The following is a 21,831-nucleotide window of genomic DNA, read 5'->3' as shown; positions in this document are numbered from 1 at the left end:
GGAGACACCATGCAAAACGCGGCACCCAATCCGGTACTGGCACCAGCCACGGAAGCCGAGCACAACCCGCACACCGGCGCGCTCGTCATCGTCACCATCCTGTTCTTCATGTGGGGCCTGCTCACGTCGCTCAACGACGTCCTGATCCCGCACCTGAAGTCGATCTATACCCTTACCTACCTGCAGGCGATGCTGGTGCAGTTCTGCTTCTTCGGCGCGTACTTCATCGTCTCGCTGCCGGCCGGCGCCCTGATCCGCCGCATCGGCTACCAGAAAGGCGCGGTCACCGGCTTGATGATCGCGGCGGCCGGCTGCGCCCTGTTCTATCCGGCGTCCAAAGGCGGCTACGGTCTGTTCCTGTTCGCCTTCTTCGTGCTGGCCTCGGGCATCACTATCCTGCAGGTGGCGGCCAATCCTTATGTCACCGTACTCGGGCCGGCGCGCACCGCATCGAGTCGTCTTACGCTCACCCAGGCTTTCAACTCGCTCGGCACCACCGTCGCACCTTCGCTGGGCGGCATCCTGATCCTGTCCACGGTTGTCCTCAGCGCCGACCAGCTGGCCGCCATGACGGCCGCCGAGCAGGCCGCCCATAAGGCCGCCGAAGCCGCCGCCGTGCAGGGTCCCTACCTGGGCCTGGCTGCGGCGCTGGCAATCCTGGCGGTGCTGTTCGCGCTGGCCAGGCTGCCCAGGATCGACCACTCCGCCGACGGCAAGCCGGCCGTGGACGGCAAGGGCGGCGCCATGGCCTACCGCCACCTGGTGCTGGGTGCGGTCGCGATCTTCCTGTACGTGGGTGCGGAAGTCAGCATCGGCAGCTTCCTGATCAACTTCCTCGGCGAGGGCAACATCGCGGGCCTGAGCCATGCGGATGCGGCGCAGTACGTCAGCCTGTACTGGGGCGGTGCCCTGGTCGGCCGCTTCGTCGGCTTCGCCGTGATGCGCTACGTCAGCCCGGGCAAGTCGCTGGCCGTCACCGCGCTCGGCTCGATCCTGCTGGTGCTCACCGCCACCTTCAGCGAAGGCAAGCTGGCGATGTGGGCGATCATCGCGGTCGGCCTGTGCAATTCCATCATGTTCCCGACCATTTTCAGCCTGGCGCTGCACGGTCTGGGCAAGTTCACCGGCCAGGGTTCGGGCATCCTGTGCATGGCGATCGTCGGTGGCGCCATCGTGCCCTTCATCCAGGGCATGTTCGCCGATACCATCGGCCTGCAGCCATCCTTCCTGGTGCCGGCCGTGTGCTACCTGTTCATCCTCTACTTCGGCATCAAGTACGCGAACCTGCACAGGCAACCGGTGACGGCAAGCTGAATCCTGGCCATTTGGTAAAAAAAAACCCGCTTCACCGAAGCGGGTTTTTTGTTTGCGCGGCTGGCCTATTTCGGGGCCGCGCAGTAGCGCTCCATGTAGGCCTGGTGCGAAGGCAGGCCAGCCACGGTACGGTCGATCTGCGCCTTGATCCCGCCGAGGAAGTGCGACAGCTCCTGGTCGCCCATCAGGTCGGCCGTCTGGTGGTGACGGTAGGGCAGGATGCCTTGCCCCAGCATCACCTGGATCCACGAATTTTCGGCGAACAGCTCGTTCGGGACCCGGAACACGCGGCCGGTCTCGCGGAACAGGTCGATGCGGTGCTGGAGCGAGGCCGGCACAGCCATGTTGCGGGCGTCACGCCAGTAAGGCGCGTCGATCCGGTTGTTGACCTTGTAGTGCAGGATGATGAAGTCGCGAATGTGCTCGATCTCGCTCCAGGCCTGACGGTTGAATTCGTCGACGTCGCTTTGCACGATGCCGCTGGTCGGGAAGATCTGCATCAAGCGCAGGATGCTGCGCTGGATCAGATGGATGCTGGTCGATTCGATCGGTTCCAGGAAGCCGCTCGACAGGCCCACCGCGACCACGTTGCCCTTCCAGACCTGCTTGCGCTGGCCCGGCGTAAACTTGATCACACGCGGCTTCATCAAGGCTTCGCCTTCGATGTTCCCCAGCAGGGCTTCGATCGCGGCGCCCTCTTCCACATAGCGGCTCGAGAACACGATGCCGTTGCCGACCCGGTGCTGCAGCGGAATGCGCCACTGCCAGCCGAAGGGATGGGCGATCGAACGGGTGAGCGGGACTGCATCGCCCATGGAAGTGGTCTGCAGCGCCGCGGCGCTGTCGTTGAACAGCCACTCGGACCAGTTCTCGTACTCGACGCCCATCGCCTGGCCAATCAACAGGGCGCGGAAACCGGTGCAGTCGATGAACAGGTCGCCCTCGATGTCCACGCCCGAATCGAGCGTGATGGAACGCACCTGGCCGCTCATTGCGCTGATGCTGACGTCGACGATCTTACCTTCGATGCGCTGCACGCCGAAGCGCTCGCTGAACTTGCGCAGGTAGCGCGCATAGGCGCTGGCGTCCAGGTGGTAGGCGTAGTTCATGCCGTTGCCCGGCAGGTGAGCGAACTTGTTTTCCTGGGAAGCGCGCAGTTCCAGGCAATAATCGCCATAGTCACCGGCCAGGCCGCGCTCGCGGCCCTTGTGCCAGAAGTGCTGGAAGCCGGCGGTCCAGTGGTCGGTACCGGTCAGGCCGAACGAGTGGATGTAGTGCTCGTTCACGTTGCGCCAGTTCTCGAAGCTGATGCCAAGCTTGAAGGTGGCCTTGGTCTCGGCCATGAATTCCTGCTCATTGATCTCGAGGATGTTGTGGAAGTTGAGCAGGGTCGGGATGGTGGCCTCGCCCACGCCGACGGTGCCGATCTCGTCGGACTCGACCAGCTTGATGTCGAGGCGCTTGCCCAGCACCTTTGAGATGCAGGCGGCCGCCATCCAGCCGGCGGTGCCACCGCCGGCGATCACGACGCGGCGTATGGGCTTGCCGATTCCGTTCGTTCCCTTGTCCATGCTGGTCTCCTCAGCGATTCATTCGTTTTAATAGTTGGGCGCGGATGGTGCGCACGGTGTCGGCGTCCATCGGCGCCAGCGAGCGGCGTGCGGCGGCCGGAATGTGGCTTGCCGTTTCCACGTCCGCCTCGAACACGTAGTGGCGGAACAATTCGGCCCAGGCGGCGCGCTGCGCCGGCGGCAGGTCGCGCACGCTCATCAATGCGTGCATCAGCGCGTTCATCGGTGTGTCCATCCAGGGCGGCGACTGGCGCCACCAGTAATTCACCAGCACGTTGAAGTCTTCCAGCGCCTGGATGTGGTGCCACCACATGCTGGGAATGAAGAGGGCGTCGCCCGCTTCCATTTCCACGCTCAGCGCATGTTCCATCGCGATGGCGAAGCGCGGGAAGCGCGTCAAATCAGGCGCCAGGAAATCGACCAGGCTGATGCTCTGCCCGGCCGGGGTCAGGTCAAGCGGGCCAATGTACAGGTTCCCGACCTGATCGGGCGGGAACAGGGTGAAGCGGCGCCGGCCCGCCACCACGCAGGCCAGGTTGTCCGGCAGGTCGTAGTGGGCGGCGATGCGGGTGCGGTTGCCGATCCAGATCGAGCCCAGCGCGTCGCGTCCGCCCAGGTCAATGACGTTCTCGTCGTGGAAGCCTGGCAGGCAGGTGTCGATAGTGGTCGAGCCAACGTAGATGGCCGGCTGCTGGTCGACGCCCCGGTAACGTGCCAGCTCGTCCAGCACCTTGTCCAGGCGCACCCGCAGCGGCGCGAAGTTGAAGCCGTCCATTGCCTCGTTGTAGAAGAAGCGGCCCGCGATCTCGGGCGGGCCGAGCATCGCGTTGACGGTGGCGTCCCGGTAGAAGCGGCGCAGGTAGGCGTCGGCCGCGCTGTTTGATGCGCGCGCGGCCTGCACCATCGGCCACCCCGCGACCAGGCCGCGCAGGACCACCGGCTCGGTGGATTCCAGAACCTGCGGGCCGAGGTCGCGCGGCGTCAGGCCGCTTAGTTCGCGAATGGGCTTAGCTGCGGGCAGCACGGCGGGCATTCTTGCGGTCGATCAGCGCGCGGAAATTCGACAGCGACGCGAGCTGGTAGTAGATCGGCGCCAGGTACCCAGCCTTGTGCAGCTCGGCGACCACGGCGCCGTCCAGGGCTTCCAGTTTCTCCTCGTTGATGGTATAGAAGCCGGCCAGGCGGTTCTGCGATCCGTCGTCCAGAGTCACGTCGAGCGAGAAGCTTTCGATCAGCTCGTTCTGCACCAGGGCGGCGACGAATGCGGCGTTCGACCCCATGCCATGGTGCACCGTGACCAGCATCTGGTTCACGCTCTCGAGGTAGGGGCTCATGCCGCCATGCGGCAGGAAGATCGGCTCGCCGTCAAGCTTGCTGATGCGGGGGCTGTCGAGGTCGATGTGGATCATCAGCTCGTCGCCGTCGCGGCCGATCAGGAACGGCAGGCGGTCGACCAGCAGCGGGACGGTGGCCGCGTCCCAGCCCTTCTCGTCCAGGAACAGGTTTTCGTCGGCCTCGAAGCCGAACAGGGCGATCGGCTCGAACGGCGCATCCTCGGTCTCCTTGCGGAAGATGATCGGATAGTGGGCCTGCAGCAGGCGGAATTCGGCCGGGAAGGTCGGCACGAAGGGGTGGCTCTCGTCCATGTCGCTGCCGTGGCGGGTAATCACGCGCAGGTCCTTGTGCTCGACATTGTTCAGCAGTACGGGGTTGGCCATCTGGTTGTCTCTTTCAGTTATCGTTGGTGTGGTGTCGCATGACGCGGCCGCGTGCCGGTCCTAGCGCGGCAGCCCGTGGCGCACGATGTGCGCGATGAGCGTGCGGTTGTCCGGCAGCGCGGGCAGCATCCTGCGCGTCAGGTCGGCGGCCTGGCGGAAGAATCCGTCCGCCGCCGCGGCACCGGGTTCGCCAATGCGTTCGCGCCGGGCCAGGCCGGGTTCAGGGCAAAAGCCCATCCCGTACAAAATATACTGGTAGCTCGCCGCCGGGAACAGCTCCTGGATGCGGTCGAAGTCGGCGCGCGAGGGCGGGCGGTGGCGCCACAGCACCAACATGTCGCTCAAGCGCTGCGGGATCGTCTCGGCGCGGCGGTTGTCGCACCAGTACTCACCTTCGCGGCGGCTCAGGACATAGTGCAGCTTGAGGAAGTCGATCACCCGCTCCCAGCGATACGAGAAGGTGGCGTTGAAGCGGTGCGCGCTGATGTCCATTGCGGCGCGCGTGGCAGGCATTTCCTCGGCCAGCATCGCGGCGGACAGTTCGACCATGGCGAGGGCCGAAGCTTCCAGCGGCTCGATGAAGCCGCTCGAGAGGCCGATGGCGACGCAGTTGCGGTGCCAGAAACGCTCGCGGTAGCCCGGCTCGAAGGACAGCTTGCGCGGCGCCGGGATGTCGGCCGGGCCGCCGCTGGCGGCGATGTAGGCGCGCAGCGCGGCCTCCGCCTGTTCGTCGCTGGTGTGCGCGCTGGAATACACGTGGCCGATGCCGCGCCGGGTCGGCAGGCCGATGTCCCAGATCCAGCCGGCCTGCTGCGCGGTGGAGGTGGTCTGCGAGGCGATCGGATCGGTCTCGCGCGCGTAGGGCACTTGCACAGCCAGCGCGCGGTCGTTGAACAGGATTCCGCGCTGGGGCAGGAATGGCACGCCGTAGTGCTTCCCGAGCAGCAGCGACTGCATGCCGGTGCAGTCGACGAACAGGTCGCCCGCCAACTCGCCGTGCACCCGGGTCTGCAGGGCGGCGATGTCGCCATTGTCGTGCGAACGGATGCCGGTGACGTGGTCAGGCACGTAATGCACGCCCAGCTGCTCCAGGCAATGCTGTTTCAGGAACAGCCCGAACTTGCCGGCGTCGAGGTGATAGCCGTAATTGGCAACCGCCGCGAATTCAGGCGTGGCCGCCTGCTTGGGCGCGCGGCCGTTCACGCACAGGTGGGCTTGATAGGTCGCCAGGTCGGCGAATGGAACGTCCCGGTGGCACTCCAGCCAAGCTCCTGCAAGGTCGGCATCGCCCCAGCCCTGGGGCAGTGCGAAGGGATGGAAGTAATGGTCGCCGGCCGCGCCGGTAACCCAGCGCTCGAAGCGCGAGCCCTGCTTGAAGGCGGCGTCGCATTCGCGGAAGAACGCGGCTTCGGACAGTCCGGCCGCGCGCAGGGTGTCGCGCATGGTAGGCCAGGTACCCTCGCCGACGCCGATGATCGGCACGTCCGGCGACTCGATCAGGGTGATGCGCAGGCCACCATGTTCCTGTTGCCGGAAGGTGGAGGCCAGCACGGCGGCAGTCAGCCAGCCGGCCGAGCCGCCGCCGACGATCACGACGTGCCTGATGGCGGTGCTCACCATGGTTGTTTCCAAAAAGACAGATGCGGGACGAGTCTAACTGAAAAAGGCCGCGGCAGGGCCGCGGCCTCGGTCGAGCCGGTCAGAACTTGTAGCGCGCCGCCATCATGTAGCGCGGGCCCGACTGTTCGACGAACAGCAGGTTGCGCTCGGTACGGCCGTGGATGCGTTTGATCTCGTCCGTCAGGTTGATGGCCTCGAATTGCAGGCTCAGGTTCTTGCTGATGTTGTAGCCGACGCTCAGGTCCAGCTGGCCATAGGCTTCGACATAGTTCGGGTTCGGGCCCGAGCCGTCGAAGGTACCGGCCAGGAACTTGTCGCGCCAGTTGTAGGCCGCGCGCACGTTCCACTTGTCGTTCTCGAAGATGCCGACCAGGTTGGCCGAGTCACTCAGGCCGACCAGCGCGAACTGCTCGCCCATGCTCCGGTTGTCGAACTTCAGGCCAGAGTTGACGTACGTGTAGTTGGCCGACACACCGAAGCCGCTGGCGCCGAACATGTGCTGCACGTTGAACTCCAGGCCACGCAGGCGCGCCGCCTTCTGGTTCGAGAAAGTGGTGATCTCGAACTGGGCGAGCGGATCGTTCGGCTGGCCGGTGATCACGCCGGTGGCGTTGCCGTTGACGTCGTCCGGGCCGCGTGCCACGCCAGGGCGGCCGGCAAAGTTGCGGAAGATGTAGTTGCGGATGCAGGTGGTGTCGGCATTCGCGCAGCCATTGGCCAGCGCCGCGTTCCAGTAGGCGCCGCCGACCGGCGTGCGCAGGTTGAACGGGGTGGCGATGATCTTCGACTGGCCGGCGTAGTTCTCGAGGCTCTTGCGGAAGTGGCCGAGCGAGAGGAAGCTCGACTTGCCGTAGTACCACTCGTAGGCCAGGTCGATGTTCTTCGACTTGACCGGCAGCAGGCCCGGGTTGCCCTGGAAGCCAGTTCCGCCGTTGACACGCGCCAGGGTGTTCAGCACCTGGCCGCCGGTCAGCTGGTCATAGCGGGCGCGGCCGATGGTCTCGCCGTAGCTGAAACGGGCCTTCATGTCCGAGCGCAGGTCGAGGTCGGCGTCGAAGCTCGGCAGCAGGTGGTGGTACTTGCCGGTCAGCGTAGTGAAGTTGGGCTGGCCAAAGGTGACCGGGAATTCGTTCTGCGACACCCAGGTGATGGCGGTCGCGGTCGGCACCAGCGCGGTCGAGGTGATGTCGGTCTTCTCGTAGCGCACGCCCACCGAGGTATGCAGCGGCAGCGCGGTATCCCAGTCGGTGTTGAACTGCAGGTACAGGCTCTTCGATTTTTCGCGAGTGCGCTGGTCGGTATCGTAGGTGCTCTTCGGCAGGTACAGGTCGGGACGGCCCGAAGCCTTGGCCGCCAACTGGCGCACCGCGTCGAAGTTGAAGGTATAGAAGGTATTGAACAGGTTCGGGTTGTCGCTGCCGTCGATATTATCGAAATACTGGCGCAGGCTCTCGCGATGGAAATAGCTGGCCGGGTAGTCCGACGGCACGGTGGCGCCACCCCAGGTGTCGCGCTGCTGCACCGAGAATGCCGAGCGGTTGTGCACGTCGGTATGGGCCACGCCAAACTTCAGCTCGGACGCTTCCAGCATTTTCAGGCTGGCATGGGTCTGCAGCTGCTTGACCTCGCTCTTCACGTAGCCGTTCATGAACACCGAGCCGGTGACCTGCTGCGGCGCGCGCGCGAAATCGGCGCCCTTGATGCTCAGCACCGGGAAGTCCTTGGAAAAGTCGACGCTGGTGTCGCCACGGCTGAAGCTGGCCGTCCCGAGCACGTTGCTCGAGCCGAACGGGCTGTCCGGCTTCGACTCGGCGGTCGAGCGGTGGGCGTCGACCTCGAGGCGCAGGTCGCTGTTGACACGCCAGGCGGCATTGAAGCCGAGCGACTTGTTCTCGCTCTTGGTGGCGTAGTCGGCGGCGCCCATCGCGATGTCGCTGGTACCATTCGGAATCAGCTCGGTGTAGACCAGCGGGCCGGCGATCGGACCGTCGGTCCAGCTGCTCGACGACGGGCCGAAGTTGAACCAGGCCGAGACGTCGTTGCGGCGGGTCTGAACCTTGTTCTCGGAATAGGTGTAGTCGAGGGTGGTGGTGAACGCCTTGGTCGGGGCGAACTGGAACACCAGCTGGCCGTTGGTGCGCTGGCGCTGGATGCCGTTCATGGCGTAGTTCAGGTTCTGCGGCACCTGGTAGATGTCGCTCGGATCCGGACGGTTGGTGATGCGTTCCGAACCATCAGTGCCCGGCTGGGGGATGGTGCCCCAGTTGTTTTCATCACCGCGGAACGGGCCGCGCCAGCCGTTCGACACCGAGGCCACGTTGTAGCCCAGGTTGCGCTCCTGGTAGCTGGCCGACAGGCCGATGCCGAAGCGGCCATCGGCCGAGGTATTGCTGTACAGGCCAGACAGTTCGGGAGTGATCTTGCCGCCGCGCTGGAGGTCGCCCGGAATGTTTTCGGCCGAGGTGTCGTGCACGCCCTTGATGCCGATGGTGGCCTGCAGGCCGGGACGAGACAGCGGACGCGCGGTCAGGACATTGATGGTGGCGCCGATGCCGCCGGTCGGGGTTTCAGCACGCGCCGATTTGTACACCTGCAGCTGCGAGATCCCTTCGGAAGCGATGTTGGCGAAGTCGAACGCGCGGCCCGGACGGTTTTCCAGGTCCGAAGTCGGCATCTGGCGGCCGTTGAGCAGCACCAGGTTGAAGTCGGGGCCAACGCCGCGCACGGTGATCTTCGAGCCCTCGCCGATGGTGCGGTCGATCGAGACGCCGCTGATGCGCTGCAGCGATTCGGCCAGGTTGGTATCCGGGAACTTGCCGATGTCTTCGGCAACAATACCGTCGACGAAGCCGGTCGCATTGCGCTTCAATGCCATCGACGATTCGAGGCTGGCGCGCAGGCCGGTGACGACGACGGTCTGGACGCCGGCCGGCGTGGATGGGGTACTGCCTTCCTGCGGGGTGACGGCGGCCTGGTCGGTGGTCGTGGCGGCGCCCGACGCATCCTGGGCGTGGGCCGGCATGAATGCCGCGCACGCGCTGGCTACTGCCAGGCTCATCAATGTCTGTTTAGCCTTGGGGTAATACATGGTGCTCTCCTGTTTTTTTAAATATGACCGTCACCCATCCGACGGTGTCTCCACCACCTACGCCGGCGGGTCTAGACCGCATGCTGCCGGCGTCATGCTGTCGTCCTGCATCATCCCTGTTTCTGGACACGTACTAGCCAGGCAGCGACCGGCTTCCGGCACGCCGCACTGCCCCCTTTCCATGCGCCAGCGCGAGGACATGTGGCCACGCCAATGTCCTCGCTGACGAGGTGCGGGTAAAGCCTGCGCATTTCGCTGGTTCATCTGCAATCGCTCAGTACCGCATCCGCAGATGCGTTCTTGTTCAAGCAAACTGCCCAGCGGATGGAAACGTTTCCATACAAGTTGTTGGAATATTAGAGTTAGCAAAAAAAATTGTCAACGGAATATTCCATGAGGGTATGAGTTGAAATGAGGCTGATTTGCAACACCTTGAAGCGCTTGTTGAAAACCCCGGGCTTCTTCCTGCATGTGCGGAGAACACGCTTTGATTGACACCCCAAAATCGCGAGTGCTATAGTCAGCTTGACGTTATGGTAACGTTTCCAACGCCGATCGAAAAGGGGTGGATGACGCGATGCGAAAACCCGCATCAAGGTCGGCGGCGGCGACGACCCCAGCGTCTCTGGCCAGTCCCCCGAGAAACGGCTACGCTGCCTGGCCCCAGAAGCCGGCAGGCCAGTACCGATTCCTTCTTCGACATCATGAAACACCTCAGGCAACGGCAGGCCCGCCCGCCTGTCACCCGTTGAACCACAAGGAGATCCATGAAACCGAGCCGCCTCGTCCTTGCCAGTGTGATCGCGCTGGTTGCCAGCGCCTGCGCCACGCCTTCCGCCTCGACCTCCCCTACTACGTCCGCATCTGCGCCGGCATCCGCCGTGCCAGCGCCCCCCTCCCCAGCCGGCTGGACGCTCCTCTGGAGCGACGAGTTCGACGGCGGCGCGCTCGATCGGACCAAGTGGGTCGTGGAGACTGGCGGCCATGGCTGGGGCAACAAGGAGCTGCAGCATTACACCGGCCGGCCAGAAAACGTGCGCGTGGTCGAGGGCAAGCTCGTCATCGAGGCGCGCCGCGAACGCTATGGCGACAACGACTACACGTCGGCGCGTCTGAAGACTGCGGGCCTGATGGAGCAGATGCACGGCCGCTTCGAAGCCCGCATCAAGGTTCCGCGCGGCCAGGGAATCTGGCCGGCATTCTGGATGCTGGGCGCCGACATTGGCACCGTGGGCTGGCCGCATAGCGGCGAGATCGACATCATGGAGATCATTGGCAAGGAGCCGGCGACCGTGTACGGTTCCCTGCACGGACCGGGGTATTCGGGCGACAAGGCCTTCAGCCAAGCCTCGCCACTGGAGCACGGCATCTTCGCCGACGATTACCATGTGTTCGCGGTGGAATGGGAGCGCGGCGAGATCCGCTGGTACCGCGACGGCATCCACTATCACACGGCGCGTCCCGACCTGGTCAAAGGTGAATGGGTGTTCGAACATCCTTTTTTCGTGCTGCTGAACCTGGCTGTCGGCGGACTGTGGCCGGGCAATCCGGACGCTAGCACGGTGTTGCCGCAACAGATGCTGGTGGATTACGTGCGCGTCTACAAACGAACGGCACCGGCCCGCTGACGCAGCACGACGACATGCCATGGCCTGTCCGCCGCGCGGGCAGCCCGAGGACTTGCCGTCACAGTCGACACCAAGCGGTCTTGTGTATCCGTACCTTTTTCTCCCCTCTCGCCATTCCGGCTTCTTACATTCCAGACCGCGGATTGCGCAGTTCATCGCAATCGGCTCGGAGGGTGTCGAGCGGCATCCTATAGTGGCTCCATCACCACCCATACCGGAGAACAAGCATGAAGAAACTGTTGAGTACCGCCGCCGTCGCCGCCACCTTCGCACTGGTTGCCAGCCCATCCCTTGCCAACGATATCGTGCGTGAAAACCGCAGCGTCGATGCCAGGGTGACGAAGGTGAAACTGGACGGCATCGTCGATCTCGTTGTGCGCCAGGGCAGCACGCCCTCGCTGGTGGTATCGGGCGACCGCCGCTACGTACAACGCATCACCACCTCGCAGCGCGTTGACACGCTCGAGATCGGCACCCAATCCTTCAACAGCCGCCATGGCGACACGCAGGAGAAGCTGCGCGCCGAACTGACCGTGCCGAACCTGGCCGAACTGACTTCGCAGGGCGTCGGTACCTCGACCATCAGCGGATTCTCGGGCGATGCGATCCAGGTCGCGCTCGATGGTGCCGGCTCGGTCACGCTGAACAGCAACTACCGCAACATCGATGCGCGCCTTGGTGGGGTCGGCGGCCTGGCCCTGAATGGCGTGCGCGCCGAGCGCGTCGACCTGAACCTGCGCGGCGCCGGCCGCATCAGCGTCAATGGCGAAAGCAAGCTGCTGCGCGCCAAGCTGGGCGGCGTCGGCAGCCTCGAAGCGCAGGGCTTGCGCGCCGAGTCGGTCAACCTTGATATGAGCGGCCTGGGCGGTGCCACGGTACACGCCGTGCGCGCGGCCGCCGTCGATTTGAGCGGCATGGGTTCGGCCACCGTGTATGGCAATCCGGCCACCCGCAACGTCAATACCAGCGGCATGGGAAAGCTAGCCTGGAAGTAAATTTTCATCCGCACCCGCCAGGCATCCGTTCCTTCCAATACCTCAGCGCTATTTTCTGAACACCATGCTGTTGCGCACGTCCTTGACGCTGGGGGCTGCGTGCGCGGTGAGGGAGGCGGGATCGGTGCTTGCCCTGGTACTGCGGTATGCATCCGAAGGGGCGCAGGCGCTGAGGATGGCCAGGAGCACCCCGAGCAGGATCAGGTGGGTACGGTAGGAAAGCTTCATGGGAGGCTCCCGGGAGCAGGCGGACTTGCCCATTCTCGCGAGGCCGCATCTACCTCGTTTGATTTTCGACAAACGTGCAAACGGAGCTTTTTCGCTGAATCCGGCTCTGATCCGGCTTTAGCGTGAGATGGGCAAGGTGTCCAGGGTACGTATCACCTGGATCATCGCCGGGCCCAGCAGGACTGTCAGCAGCATCGGAAAGATGCAGAAAATCAGGGGAAACATCAGTTTCAGGCCGATCCTGGCGGCGCGTTCCTCGGCCAGCATGCGGCGCTTGTGGCGCAGGGTGTCGGAATGCACGCGCAGCGCATCGCCGACGCTGGTACCGAAGCGTTCCGACTGGATCAGCATCGCCACCAGACTGTCGACGTCTTCGACGCCGGAGCGCAAGGCAAGGTTGCGCAGCGCCTTTTCGCGGCTGAAGCCGGCGCGGATCTCGATCAGCACCAGTTGCAGCTCCTGCGCCAGGACCACGCTCTTGAGGTGGATTTCGGCAGCCACCTTCACCATGGCCCGCTCTACGCTCAGGCCGGCTTCGACGCAGACCGTCAGCAGGTCGAGCGCATCGGGGATGGTCTCGAAGATCTCGCGCCGGCGCCGCTGCGCGACATGGGCCAGGACCAGGTTCGGCAGGTAGTAGCCGAGCGCCGCCACGACCAGCAGCAGCGCCATGAACTGCTCGCCCTTCAGCCCCGCCCCGGACAGCATGGAAATGGGCGCGGCCATAGCGGGCAGCAACAGCGCGAGCGCCGTCTTCGATGCAAAGTACAGTGCCGGCGCGGAGGCGCTGCGCCAGCCGGCATGCATGAAGCGGGTGCGCAGGCCGGATTTTTCCCAGCCTTCCTCGGGCACCGACAGTTTGGTCAGCGGCTGGGCGGCGCTGGCGACGCGCTCCACCCACCCGCTGGACGGTTCCGGCGGCACCGGCTCGGCGGCACCAGGGAAACGGCCGAGGCGGGCACGCAGGGCCAGCGGGGCGAACAGCACCAGTGCCAGCCAGGCAAGGCCGGATACGACGCACAGGACGATGAGCAGGAAGATCAGCTGCGGCGAAGTCATGCTTGGCTCCGGGCTCTAGATGCGAATGCGGATGATGCGACGCAGCCAGACGATGCCGACCACGATCATGGCCAGGCCGAAGCCGAGCATGCGCTGGCCCTGCGGATCGGTCCACAGCAGGCTGACATACTGCGGATTGGTCGCCAGCATCAGGGCCAGCACCACGAAGGGCAGGATGGTCAGGATCAGCGCCGACAGCCGTCCTTCGGCCGACAGGACGCGCACGTGCGCCACCAGCTTCAGGCGGGCGCGGATGATGGCACCGATGCTCGCCAGGATCTCGGCCAGGTTGCCGCCGGATTCGCGCTGGATCAGCACTGCGATGACCAGGTAGCGCAGGTCGGTCAGCGGAATGCGCGCCGCCATCGCATGCAGCGCTTCGTTCACCGGCACCCCATAGTTGATCTGCTCGCGCGCGATGCGGAACTCGCCGCCCAGCGGCTCGGCCAGCTCGTTGCCGACGATCTGCAGGACATTGCCGAAAGAGTGGCCGGCGCGCAGCGAGCGCGCGATGAAGTCGGCGGCATCGGGCAGCTGCTGCTCGATGCGGATCAAACGCCGCTGGCGCATCCGGCGCAGCAGGAGCCATGGCAGCACCAGGCCAAGCGCCGCAGCCGCTGCCTGTACGGGCGCCGGCAGCAGCCACGCCAGCGACAGCAGGGCGGCGCCGAGCATGCAGGCGGCGGACCAGGCCAGGAACTGCGCGACCGTCCGTGTAGCGCCGGCCTGTACCAGCAAGGCATCGATGCGCTGCGCCAGCGTGAAGCGGTGCAGGAAGCGGTCGATGCCGGCGTTGCCGCTGTAGGGCCGTTGCTTGAGGATCGAGATCCGCTCGCCGCCGCGCGCCGGCGCACCGGACATCAGCTGCAGGCGGCGCGCCACCCGGCGCGCGGCCGCGCCATGGCTTCCCACCCACCACAGGTACATGCCCTCGATCGCCAGCACCGCCGCCGCGAACAGGAACACCACGAAAGCATAGAATAGTGCGTCCATGCGCCTCCCTACTCGAAGCTGCGGTCGGGGTCGAAACTGTCTTCCGGCACCGGCACGCCATACATCCTGAAGCGGTCGGCGAAGCGCGGACGGACCCCGGTGGCGCTGAAGCGGCCCGTGACCCGTCCATCGGGCGCCACGCCGGTCTGCTCGAAACGGAAGATCTCCTGCATCGAGATGACCTCCCCTTCCATGCCGGTGATTTCCTGCAGGCTGACCAGCTTGCGCGCGCCATCGGTCAGGCGTGTCATCTGCAGCACCACTGTCACCGCCGACACGATCTGCTGGCGCACCGCGCGCACCGACAGGTTCATGCCGGCCATGCTGACCATGTTTTCCAGGCGCGCCAGCGCGTCGCGCGGGGAGTTCGCGTGGATCGTCGCCAGCGAGCCTTCGTGGCCGGTGTTCATCGCCTGCAGCATGTCGAAGGCCTCGGCGCCGCGCACCTCGCCCACGATGATGCGGTCGGGCCGCATGCGCAGCGCATTGCGCACCAGGGCGCGCTGGTTCACTTCGCCCTTGCCTTCGATGTTCGGCGGCCGCGTTTCCAGGCGCACCACGTGCGGCTGGCGCAGCTGCAGCTCGGCCGCGTCCTCGATCGTCACGATCCGCTCGCTGGCCGGGATGAAACCGGAAATCAGGTTCAGCAGCGTGGTCTTACCGCTGCCGGTACCGCCCGAGATCAGGATGTTGACCTTCGCCACGCCCAGGCATTCCAGCACCTTGAGCATGGGCGGCGTCAGGCTCTTGTAGTCGAGCAGGTCCTGCACCGCCAACGGGGTGGCGCCGAAGCGGCGGATCGACAGCAGCGGCCCGTCCACCGCCAGCGGCGGGATGATGGCATTCACGCGCGAACCGTCCGGCAGGCGCGCATCGACCATCGGGCTCGATTCATCCACCCGCCGCCCCACGCGCGACACGATCTTCTCGATGATCTTCATCAGGTGGGCATTGTCATGGAAACTGACGGCGGTGAGCTCCAGCCTGCCGCGGCGCTCGACATAGACCTGGCTGGCGGTGTTGACCAGGATGTCGGAGACCGCCGGATCGTTCAGCAGCGGCTCGAGCGGACCGAAGCCCAGCATCTCGTTCTGGATGTCGCGCACCAGCTGGTGGCGTTCGTGCTGGTTCAGCACGATCCGCTCTTCCTCGATGATGCGCTGGATGAGCAGGGCCAGTTCGTGCTTGAGCTGCTCGGCGGTGAGGCGCTGGAGGCGTTCGAGGTCGATGCGTTCCAGGATCATCTGGTGCATCAGCCTCCTGAGGTCCTGGTAGGCCTGGGTGCCGGTTTCCATTGCCAGGGAGCCGGACTGGCTCTCCTGGACGGCGCCCGCGAGGCGCTCACGTATTGACATGGCTTGCTCCGGAAGATGGCATGGCGTTCAGTCGTTCGGCTCGCCGCGCCCGAACAGGCGCTCGAGCAGGCCGCGGCTCTCCTGGACGCGGCTGCCGGTCACCAGTTCCACCAGTTCGACCAGGCTGCGCGCCGCCGCGCTGGCACGCGACAGCTGCAGTACAGGCACGCCCTGGTTCACCGAATCGGTGACGGCGACGTAATCGTTGGGGAAGGTATGCACGACTTCGCAGCCGAGCGCCGTGTGCAGGTCCTGCAGGCGCAGCTTGCCGCCCTTCTCGTAGCGGTTGACGATCAGGCGGATGTCGTCCAGCGCGTAGCCGAGCGAGCGGAAGATGTCGAGCAGGCGGCGCGCGTCGCGGATATCGGGCAGGGCCAGCTGCAACACCGGATAGATGGTGTCGGTGACGTCCAGTGCGCGCAGCGAAACCGCGTCGATCTGGCGGCCGATGTCGAGCAGCACGTAATCGTAGTGCTGGCGCGCCACGCGCAGGATGCTGTCGATGTGTTCCGGCCTGGCCTCTTTCGCGTGGGCCGCGTCGTCGGCCGCCGCCAGCACGCCGAAGCCGGGAGTCACGTGCACCACGCACGATTCGAGGAAAGGCCCATCCACGCGCGCGATCTGGGCGCAGACGTCGGACAGGGTCATCGCCGGCTTCTGGTCGGACACGTACAGCGCGGCATCGCCGAATTGCCGGTTCAGGTCGATCAGCAGCACCCGCTTGGCCGACAGGGTGGCGAGCGCGTATCCGAAATTGGTGGAGATGAAGGTGGCGCCGCTGCCGCCCTTGCAGGCGATGAAGGCCAGTACCTTCCCCTCGCGCAGGGTCGAGATGCCGGCGGCGGCGGCGGCCCGGTCCAGTGCCTCATGGAAGGCGCGCTGTACCAGCGGCAGCTGCAGGACGTCGCGCACGCCCGCGCGCATGGCGCGGATCAGCAGTTCCGGGTGATGCTGGTCGGCCAGCAGCATCAGCTGCGTGCCCGGATACTGGCGTCCGAGGCGTTCGAGCAATGCCGCTTCCGAGGGTTCGATCTCGCTGGCGTCGACGATGAGCAACTGGAGGCTGGCGCTTTCCGGCCGGTCGAGCGCCTCGCGCAGGCTGGCGCGTACGGCGCAGACCTCCAGCAGCGGCGCGCGCGCAGCGCCCAGGGAGGCGATCTCCGCATGGAGCTGGCTGGCGCGGCTGATGAGCAAGGCTTTCATGGCGGGCAGGCTGGTGGACGGCAGGTTTCAGCGCGCGCCGCCAGCGCTGATGAAGATCGCCGGTGGCATGCGCTCGGGCTCGGCGAAGCTGTGCTGGTAGCGGTCGTGCGCGCCCTTGGCCGCGCGGCCATCGATGCCGGTGGCGGGCTGCCGGTTGGCCGCCGCCCCGGGGTCGAGTACCTGGGCCGCCAGGTTGGCGCGCGTGGCTGCGCCGAATTGCCGGTCCCATTCGGGCGTCGTGTGCGCGCAGCCATGCAGGCAGGCGCCGAAGGATGCCAGCACGAGCGCCAGCGGTATCTTGCGGATGGTACTCACGGGAGCTCCTGGTTAGGGTTCGACGCCGGCGGCCGCGCTGGCACGGGTGGCCGCCGGCGCCGATGCGGACGATGCGGACGACGCGGACGACACGGATGATGCGGCTGCCGTGGTGCTGGCCGGTGGGGCGCCCTCCAGCCGTCCTCCGAGCAGCACCTCGCCGCGGGTCGGAATGCCGACCTTGTCGGTCGGCAGTGAATAAGCGGCGCCAGGCAGCGGCTTGACCAGGCGCGCCGTGATCACGAACACCAGCTCGGTACGGTCCTGCTGGTAATCGGTGCTGCGAAACAGCGCGCCCAGGATCGGCACTTCGCCCAGCATCGGCAGTCCTTTCAGATTGGCCACCAGGTTGTTGCGGACCAGGCCTCCGATGGCGAAGCTCTGGCCGTCGTACAACTGGACCGTGGTGCTGGCGCGCCGCGTGGTCAGCACCGGCAGGATCGCGGCGCCGTTGAAGCCGAGGGCCGATACGCCGATCCCTTCGCGCGACAGTTCGGACACTTCCGGCGCCACCCGCAGGTTGATGCGTCCGCCCGCCAGCACCGTCGGGGTGAAGCGCAGGCCGACGCCGAATTCCTTTTCCTCGAGCGTGATGCGATTGTCGTCCTGGGCCACCGGGATGTAGAACTTGCCGCCGGCCAGGAAGCTGCCCTCCTGACCGCTGATGGCCAGTACGTTGGGCTCGGCCAGCACGCGCACCAGGCTGTCCTTCTTGTCGGTGTCGCCCACCAGCCGGCCGCCCCTGGTGCGCAGCGTCTCTTCGCCGGGCAGCGCGCGCCCGCTCAGGAAATTCGACACCAGGGTCGTCATCCAGTTGCCGGAGCCGAAACTGAAGCGGGCGCGCGTCTCGAGACGTTCGAGCAGGCTTTTCGAGACCTCGGCCACCTTGACCTCGAGCTGTACCTGCTGCGGCGCGCTGACGCTCAGCAGGTTGACCACGCGCGTTTCCGCGCCCTGGACGGCACCACCGCCAGCACCGCTGCCGAGGGCGACGACGCCACCGGCCTCGCCGTCGGTGCCGACCGATGGCAGCTGGCGCAGCGGCCGCCGCACATAGGCACCGGCCAGCTCCAGCGCGCGCGCCATCGCGCCGGCGTCGCTGACGGTGCCGGCCAGGACCAGGGAATCGGCGGCCGTCATCACCCGGATGTCCTTCTCCTCCGGCAGCGCGGCAGCCAGGGTCGCCTGCAGCGCGGCCGGATCCATCGCCACCACGATGTCCATCACGCTGCACAAGCCGCTCCTGCCCTGCACGATCATGTTGGTGGTGCCGACATCGATGCCGGCCACGTACAGGGTGTCCGGCGCCACCAGCATCGCCTGCACGATGGCGGGATTGCCGACGCTGCGGTGCGCCACTTTTTCCGGCAACCGCAGCATGGTCGACTTGCCCATCGCGAGCGAGAGCGTGGTGGGGCGCGCGGATGCGCTGCTGCAGCCGGCTGCGGGCTGGCTGCGCGTGACCGGCGCAGCGGAAGGTTTTTTTGCGGCTGCAGCCGCGGTGGCATGCACCGGCACGAGGGTGGCGAGCATCAGGCCGGCGGCGATCCCGCCGAATGTGGGGCGTCTGTTCATGGCATCCATTTCCGCATCGGTGGGGTCAGAAGCATTCGCTGGAAGCGTGCAGGCCGTTGATGACCTTCACGCAATCGCGTCGCGGCGCCGGCCCGGGCGCCTGGGGCCGCGGGCTGCGCACCGCCAGCGCGACCGGCTTGACCGGTGCGGCCGGGGGCGGCAGCAGGTCCTGCTTGGTGGCGCCCAGGGTGCGCGCCGCAGCCGGATCGACCTGGTTGCGCAGCGCCAGCGAGAGCGTGCCGACGCTACGGGCAAGGTCGAGCTGCTCGGCCTGCTCCGGCGTGACTTCGAGCGTGACGGCGTTCACCACCTTCGGCCTGGTTTCGTCGCGGTTCACTTCCTGCGCCACCGCCAGCACCAGGATCCGCTCCAGCACGATCTTCGAGATGCTGCGCTCGCGTGCGCTGGCGTCCTGCGGCTGCGCTTCGGTCTCGGTGCTGACGATGATGTCGACGTAGTTGCCCGGCAGGGCGAATCCGGCCACCCCGACCACGTCGTTCACCCGTACCGTGATGGCGCGCTTGCCTTCGGTGATCAGGGCCGACAGGCCGCCCAGGGTGCCGGCCGGCGCCAGCTTGGCTTCGCTCACCGGGTCGCCGGCGACGATGCTGGTCCGGAGCACCCGGCCGCCAAGCTTGCGCGGGTCGTCGAAGGCCCCTTTCGGCACGCTGTTGGCCGGCCAGTCGGCCAGCTTCAGCATCTCGGGCGTCAGGCGCTGTCCGATGCTGATGTCGCTGGCCGCCACCACGATGCGCCCAGCCTTGGCCGGCGGCTGCCGCAGCAGCCAGAGTCCGGCCAGCACCACCGCGGCCAGGCCGGACAGGATCGCGAGCGCCATGACAATCACGGCACGCTTGTCTTTCATCGGGTCTCTCCCAGGTTACGAACTGCATTGCCGGCACGGCAGCTGACAGGCGGCCCCAGGCCTCGATACCCATTGCCTTACCGTGATTAAATTGATTCTAGCCACCGCCCTTTCCCATCCGTTTGACTCCCGCCAAGGAAGCGGTGCCGGGAATTCAGCTGTAGCGGCCGATCAGGAAAACCATCGTGCCGGCGGCGATCGCCAGGCCATAGGGCATCGAGCCGGCGCTGTTGCGGGACGGTGGCAGCGTGGCGGGCAGTCGCAGCAGGGTAAGGCGCAGCAGGTGCCACAGGTTCAGCAGGGCCAGCCACAAACGGCCGCGGCAGGCGAGGATGGCAAGCGCCATCGCCCCGCCGGCACACCAGGCCAGCACGGCGATGTCCAGCACGGTCGCAGGCCCGGTGAATGCACCCACCGTCGCCATCATCTTGACGTCGCCAGCGGCCATGCCGCGCAGCAGGTAAAAGGGAAGGAAGATGGCCAGCCCGGTGAGCGCCCCGCCCGCCGCGGACAGCAGGGACTGGCCAGGAGTCGGCGACAAGGCGTGCAAGAGCAGCGCGCCGGACAATGCGCCCAGCAGCAGGCGGTTGGGAATCTTGCGGCTGTTCAGGTCATTGATCGCGGCCGCCGTCACCATCAGCAGCAGCAGGGTATCGAGATAGGGTGCGACAGGCATGGTGCGCTCCTCGTCACAAGGAAAAGCCCCCCGGACATGCAGCTCCAGGGGGCGCCCGCACTTACTTGCCCGGGTTGGCCGGCAGCGAATCGCGGATGAACTCGAAGGTCTTCTTGATGCGCGTGCCGATGTCGCCGGCGCTGGCTACGATGACGACACCGATCAGCGCTGCGATCAGTCCGTACTCGATGGCAGTCACACCGTCTTCATCGGCGATGAAGGCTTTTACTTTGGAAACGATCATACCCATTGAAACTCCTTTTGATGGTTGAGGATGGCTACGGTACCCACAGGCCGACGGTGTCCCGTCTTCGACTTCTGCAAACCACGCCTGCAAGCCAATTCACTGTAGCGACTGCTTCGGGAGGCCAATTGACCTCCTACAATTTCCACCAAAAATTGCATCACGATTCGATGCGTTCGCCCAATGCCGGTCGCTTCATTCATCCGGCATAAAGATAAATTCTGTTAAGAATAGTTGCCTTTAATGCAAAAACAATTTATCCTATACCACTTATGCGCTTGAAAATCCGGCACCACCTGGCGTAAGCACGCCGTGCTTTTTGCTTGACTCGTTTCTGTGAAAGACATGGATTCCCTGCTGAGACACATGGTGGACATGACTGGCCACCGCGATCACACGATGCTGGACGTTTCCGTGATTTCGGCGGTGCAGGAACTGTCGGGTGCGTTGCAGACCCGTGTTCTGAGCATCGCCACCGTATGCGGACAGCGTTTCGTGCGCTCGCGCGCCTGCATCCGCGCCGGCGGCGTGGCCTGTCCTGAAGAAGCGCAGGACGGCAGCACCCCTGGGGAACCGATTGGCGCCCATCCCGAACTGGCACATTGCCTGGATGCGCACGATGCGCGCGCCGAAGGCGTCGCGCCGAACGGACTGCGGCGCCTGTGGTTGCCGATCTGGGTAGGCGACAAGGCGCATACCTGCCTCGAGATCACGCACGAACATGGTTTCACGACCGAATCGATCCACACCATCAGCGGGATCGTCAGCGTGTATCGCAACTTCCAGAACCTGCTCGACTACAGCGAGCGTGATTCGCTCACCGGCCTGCTGAACCGCAAGACCTTCGACGACCAGCTGGCGCGCATGCTGCAGGCGGGCGACGCCGAGCTGCGCGTGCCGGGCCAGCCCGAGCGGCGCCAGCACGTGGGCGAGGAAAAACAGTGGCTGGCCGTGATCGACGTCGACCATTTCAAGGGTGTGAACGACCGCTTCGGCCACTTGTACGGCGACGAGGTGCTGATCCTGGTCGCCAACCTGCTGCAGTCCTCGTTCCGCTCGCAGGACCGGGTGTTCCGCTTCGGCGGCGAGGAATTCGTCGTGCTGCTGCGCTCGACCACGCTGGAAAACGCGCGCAAGATCATCGACCGCTTCCGCACCAACGTCGAAGCGCATCCCTTCCCCCAGGTGGGACGGGTCACGGTGAGCGTCGGCTTCACCTGCATCAGCGCCGCCGATTCGCCGGTGGTGACGCTGGGCCATGCCGACCAGGCCCTGTACTTCGCCAAGGCGAATGGCCGCAACCGCGCCTGCCACTACGAGGAACTGGTGGCCATGGGCCTGCTGCAGACCATCGCTACCAACGACACCGCCGAATTCTTCTGAA

Annotated in this window: 19 protein-coding genes; 4 read left to right on the top strand and 15 right to left on the bottom strand. The window is 65.6% G+C overall.

All coding sequences use genetic code 11. The features are described from left to right. Positions 1-9: 9 nt before the first annotated feature. Complete coding sequence (locus LCI23_RS03020; RefSeq protein ID WP_224943832.1) at positions 10-1,314, top strand: sugar MFS transporter; 1,305 nt, start codon at positions 10-12, stop codon at positions 1,312-1,314. Between the two features lie 65 nt (positions 1,315-1,379). On the opposite strand, the gene LCI23_RS03015 is transcribed toward LCI23_RS03020, so the two are convergent. The 5 genes from LCI23_RS03015 to LCI23_RS02995 all read right to left on the bottom strand — a co-directional run bounded on the left by LCI23_RS03015 (position 1,380) and on the right by LCI23_RS02995 (position 9,281). After that, positions 1,380-2,885, bottom strand: coding sequence for a tryptophan halogenase family protein (locus LCI23_RS03015; RefSeq protein ID WP_224943829.1), 1,506 nt, complete (start codon positions 2,883-2,885; stop codon positions 1,380-1,382). Between the two features lie 10 nt (positions 2,886-2,895). Beyond that, positions 2,896-3,918: a cupin-like domain-containing protein gene (locus LCI23_RS03010; RefSeq protein ID WP_224943826.1), complete on the bottom strand. Its 1,023-nt coding sequence runs from the start codon at positions 3,916-3,918 to the stop codon at positions 2,896-2,898. After that, positions 3,893-4,603, bottom strand: coding sequence for a SapC family protein (locus LCI23_RS03005; protein ID WP_224943823.1), 711 nt, complete (start codon positions 4,601-4,603; stop codon positions 3,893-3,895). The genes LCI23_RS03010 and LCI23_RS03005 overlap by 26 nt, the downstream gene beginning before the upstream one ends. Before the next feature lie 60 nt (positions 4,604-4,663). Then, positions 4,664-6,223, bottom strand: coding sequence for a tryptophan halogenase family protein (locus LCI23_RS03000; protein ID WP_224943819.1), 1,560 nt, complete (start codon positions 6,221-6,223; stop codon positions 4,664-4,666). A gap of 79 nt (positions 6,224-6,302) precedes the next feature. Beyond that, positions 6,303-9,281: a TonB-dependent receptor gene (locus LCI23_RS02995; protein WP_224943816.1), complete on the bottom strand. Its 2,979-nt coding sequence runs from the start codon at positions 9,279-9,281 to the stop codon at positions 6,303-6,305. A gap of 797 nt (positions 9,282-10,078) precedes the next feature. On the opposite strand from LCI23_RS02995, the gene LCI23_RS02990 reads away from it, so the two are divergent. Both LCI23_RS02990 and LCI23_RS02985 read left to right on the top strand, forming a co-directional pair. After that, a complete protein-coding gene (locus LCI23_RS02990) occupies positions 10,079-10,939 on the top strand; it encodes a family 16 glycosylhydrolase (RefSeq protein ID WP_224943813.1) in 861 nt (286 codons plus the stop codon). A 227-nt stretch (positions 10,940-11,166) separates the two neighbouring features. Next, entirely contained in the window at positions 11,167-11,934 is a 768-nt protein-coding gene (locus LCI23_RS02985; protein WP_224943810.1) for a GIN domain-containing protein, read from the top strand. A gap of 48 nt (positions 11,935-11,982) precedes the next feature. Here the strand turns inward: LCI23_RS02985 and LCI23_RS02980 are convergent, their stop codons facing one another. The 10 genes from LCI23_RS02980 to LCI23_RS02935 form a co-directional block, all read right to left on the bottom strand. Beyond that, positions 11,983-12,162 carry a hypothetical protein gene (locus tag LCI23_RS02980; protein WP_224943808.1) on the bottom strand — a complete coding sequence of 60 codons (180 nt, stop codon included), beginning with the start codon at positions 12,160-12,162 and terminating at the stop codon, positions 11,983-11,985. A 117-nt stretch (positions 12,163-12,279) separates the two neighbouring features. Further along, positions 12,280-13,221 carry a type II secretion system F family protein gene (locus LCI23_RS02975; RefSeq protein WP_224943805.1) on the bottom strand — a complete coding sequence of 314 codons (942 nt, stop codon included), beginning with the start codon at positions 13,219-13,221 and terminating at the stop codon, positions 12,280-12,282. Positions 13,222-13,236: 15 nt separating this feature from the next. Beyond that, the gene (locus tag LCI23_RS02970; protein WP_224943803.1) at positions 13,237-14,214 is read right to left on the bottom strand and encodes a type II secretion system F family protein; all 978 of its coding nucleotides are present in this window, start codon (positions 14,212-14,214) and stop codon (positions 13,237-13,239) included. A gap of 8 nt (positions 14,215-14,222) precedes the next feature. Further along, complete coding sequence (locus LCI23_RS02965; RefSeq protein ID WP_224943800.1) at positions 14,223-15,569, bottom strand: CpaF family protein; 1,347 nt, start codon at positions 15,567-15,569, stop codon at positions 14,223-14,225. Positions 15,570-15,596: 27 nt separating this feature from the next. Next, a complete protein-coding gene (locus LCI23_RS02960; RefSeq protein WP_224943798.1) occupies positions 15,597-16,772 on the bottom strand; it encodes an AAA family ATPase in 1,176 nt (391 codons plus the stop codon). A 27-nt stretch (positions 16,773-16,799) separates the two neighbouring features. Beyond that, on the bottom strand, positions 16,800-17,087 hold the full coding sequence (locus LCI23_RS02955) for a hypothetical protein (RefSeq protein ID WP_224943795.1): 288 nt from the start codon (positions 17,085-17,087) through the stop codon (positions 16,800-16,802). 12 nt (positions 17,088-17,099) lie between these two features. Beyond that, positions 17,100-18,662, bottom strand: a complete 1,563-nt coding sequence (locus LCI23_RS02950; RefSeq protein ID WP_224943793.1) for a type II and III secretion system protein family protein — start codon at positions 18,660-18,662, stop codon at positions 17,100-17,102. A 25-nt stretch (positions 18,663-18,687) separates the two neighbouring features. After that, positions 18,688-19,527 carry a Flp pilus assembly protein CpaB gene (gene cpaB / locus LCI23_RS02945; protein WP_224943792.1) on the bottom strand — a complete coding sequence of 280 codons (840 nt, stop codon included), beginning with the start codon at positions 19,525-19,527 and terminating at the stop codon, positions 18,688-18,690. Positions 19,528-19,681: 154 nt separating this feature from the next. Beyond that, positions 19,682-20,203: a prepilin peptidase gene (locus LCI23_RS02940; RefSeq protein WP_224943791.1), complete on the bottom strand. Its 522-nt coding sequence runs from the start codon at positions 20,201-20,203 to the stop codon at positions 19,682-19,684. A 61-nt stretch (positions 20,204-20,264) separates the two neighbouring features. Next, complete coding sequence (locus LCI23_RS02935; protein WP_224943790.1) at positions 20,265-20,453, bottom strand: Flp family type IVb pilin; 189 nt, start codon at positions 20,451-20,453, stop codon at positions 20,265-20,267. A 339-nt stretch (positions 20,454-20,792) separates the two neighbouring features. Here LCI23_RS02935 and LCI23_RS02930 point away from each other — a divergent pair, with 339 nt between their 5' ends. After that, entirely contained in the window at positions 20,793-21,830 is a 1,038-nt protein-coding gene (locus tag LCI23_RS02930; protein WP_224943789.1) for a GGDEF domain-containing protein, read from the top strand. Position 21,831 lies beyond the last annotated feature (1 nt).

This window comes from Massilia sp. MS-15, assembly GCF_020176695.1.
Lineage (GTDB): Bacteria > Pseudomonadota > Gammaproteobacteria > Burkholderiales > Burkholderiaceae_D > Telluria > Telluria hydrophila.
Note: the sequence above shows the minus strand (reverse complement) of the source record. Positions and strands in the feature narration are given on the sequence as shown.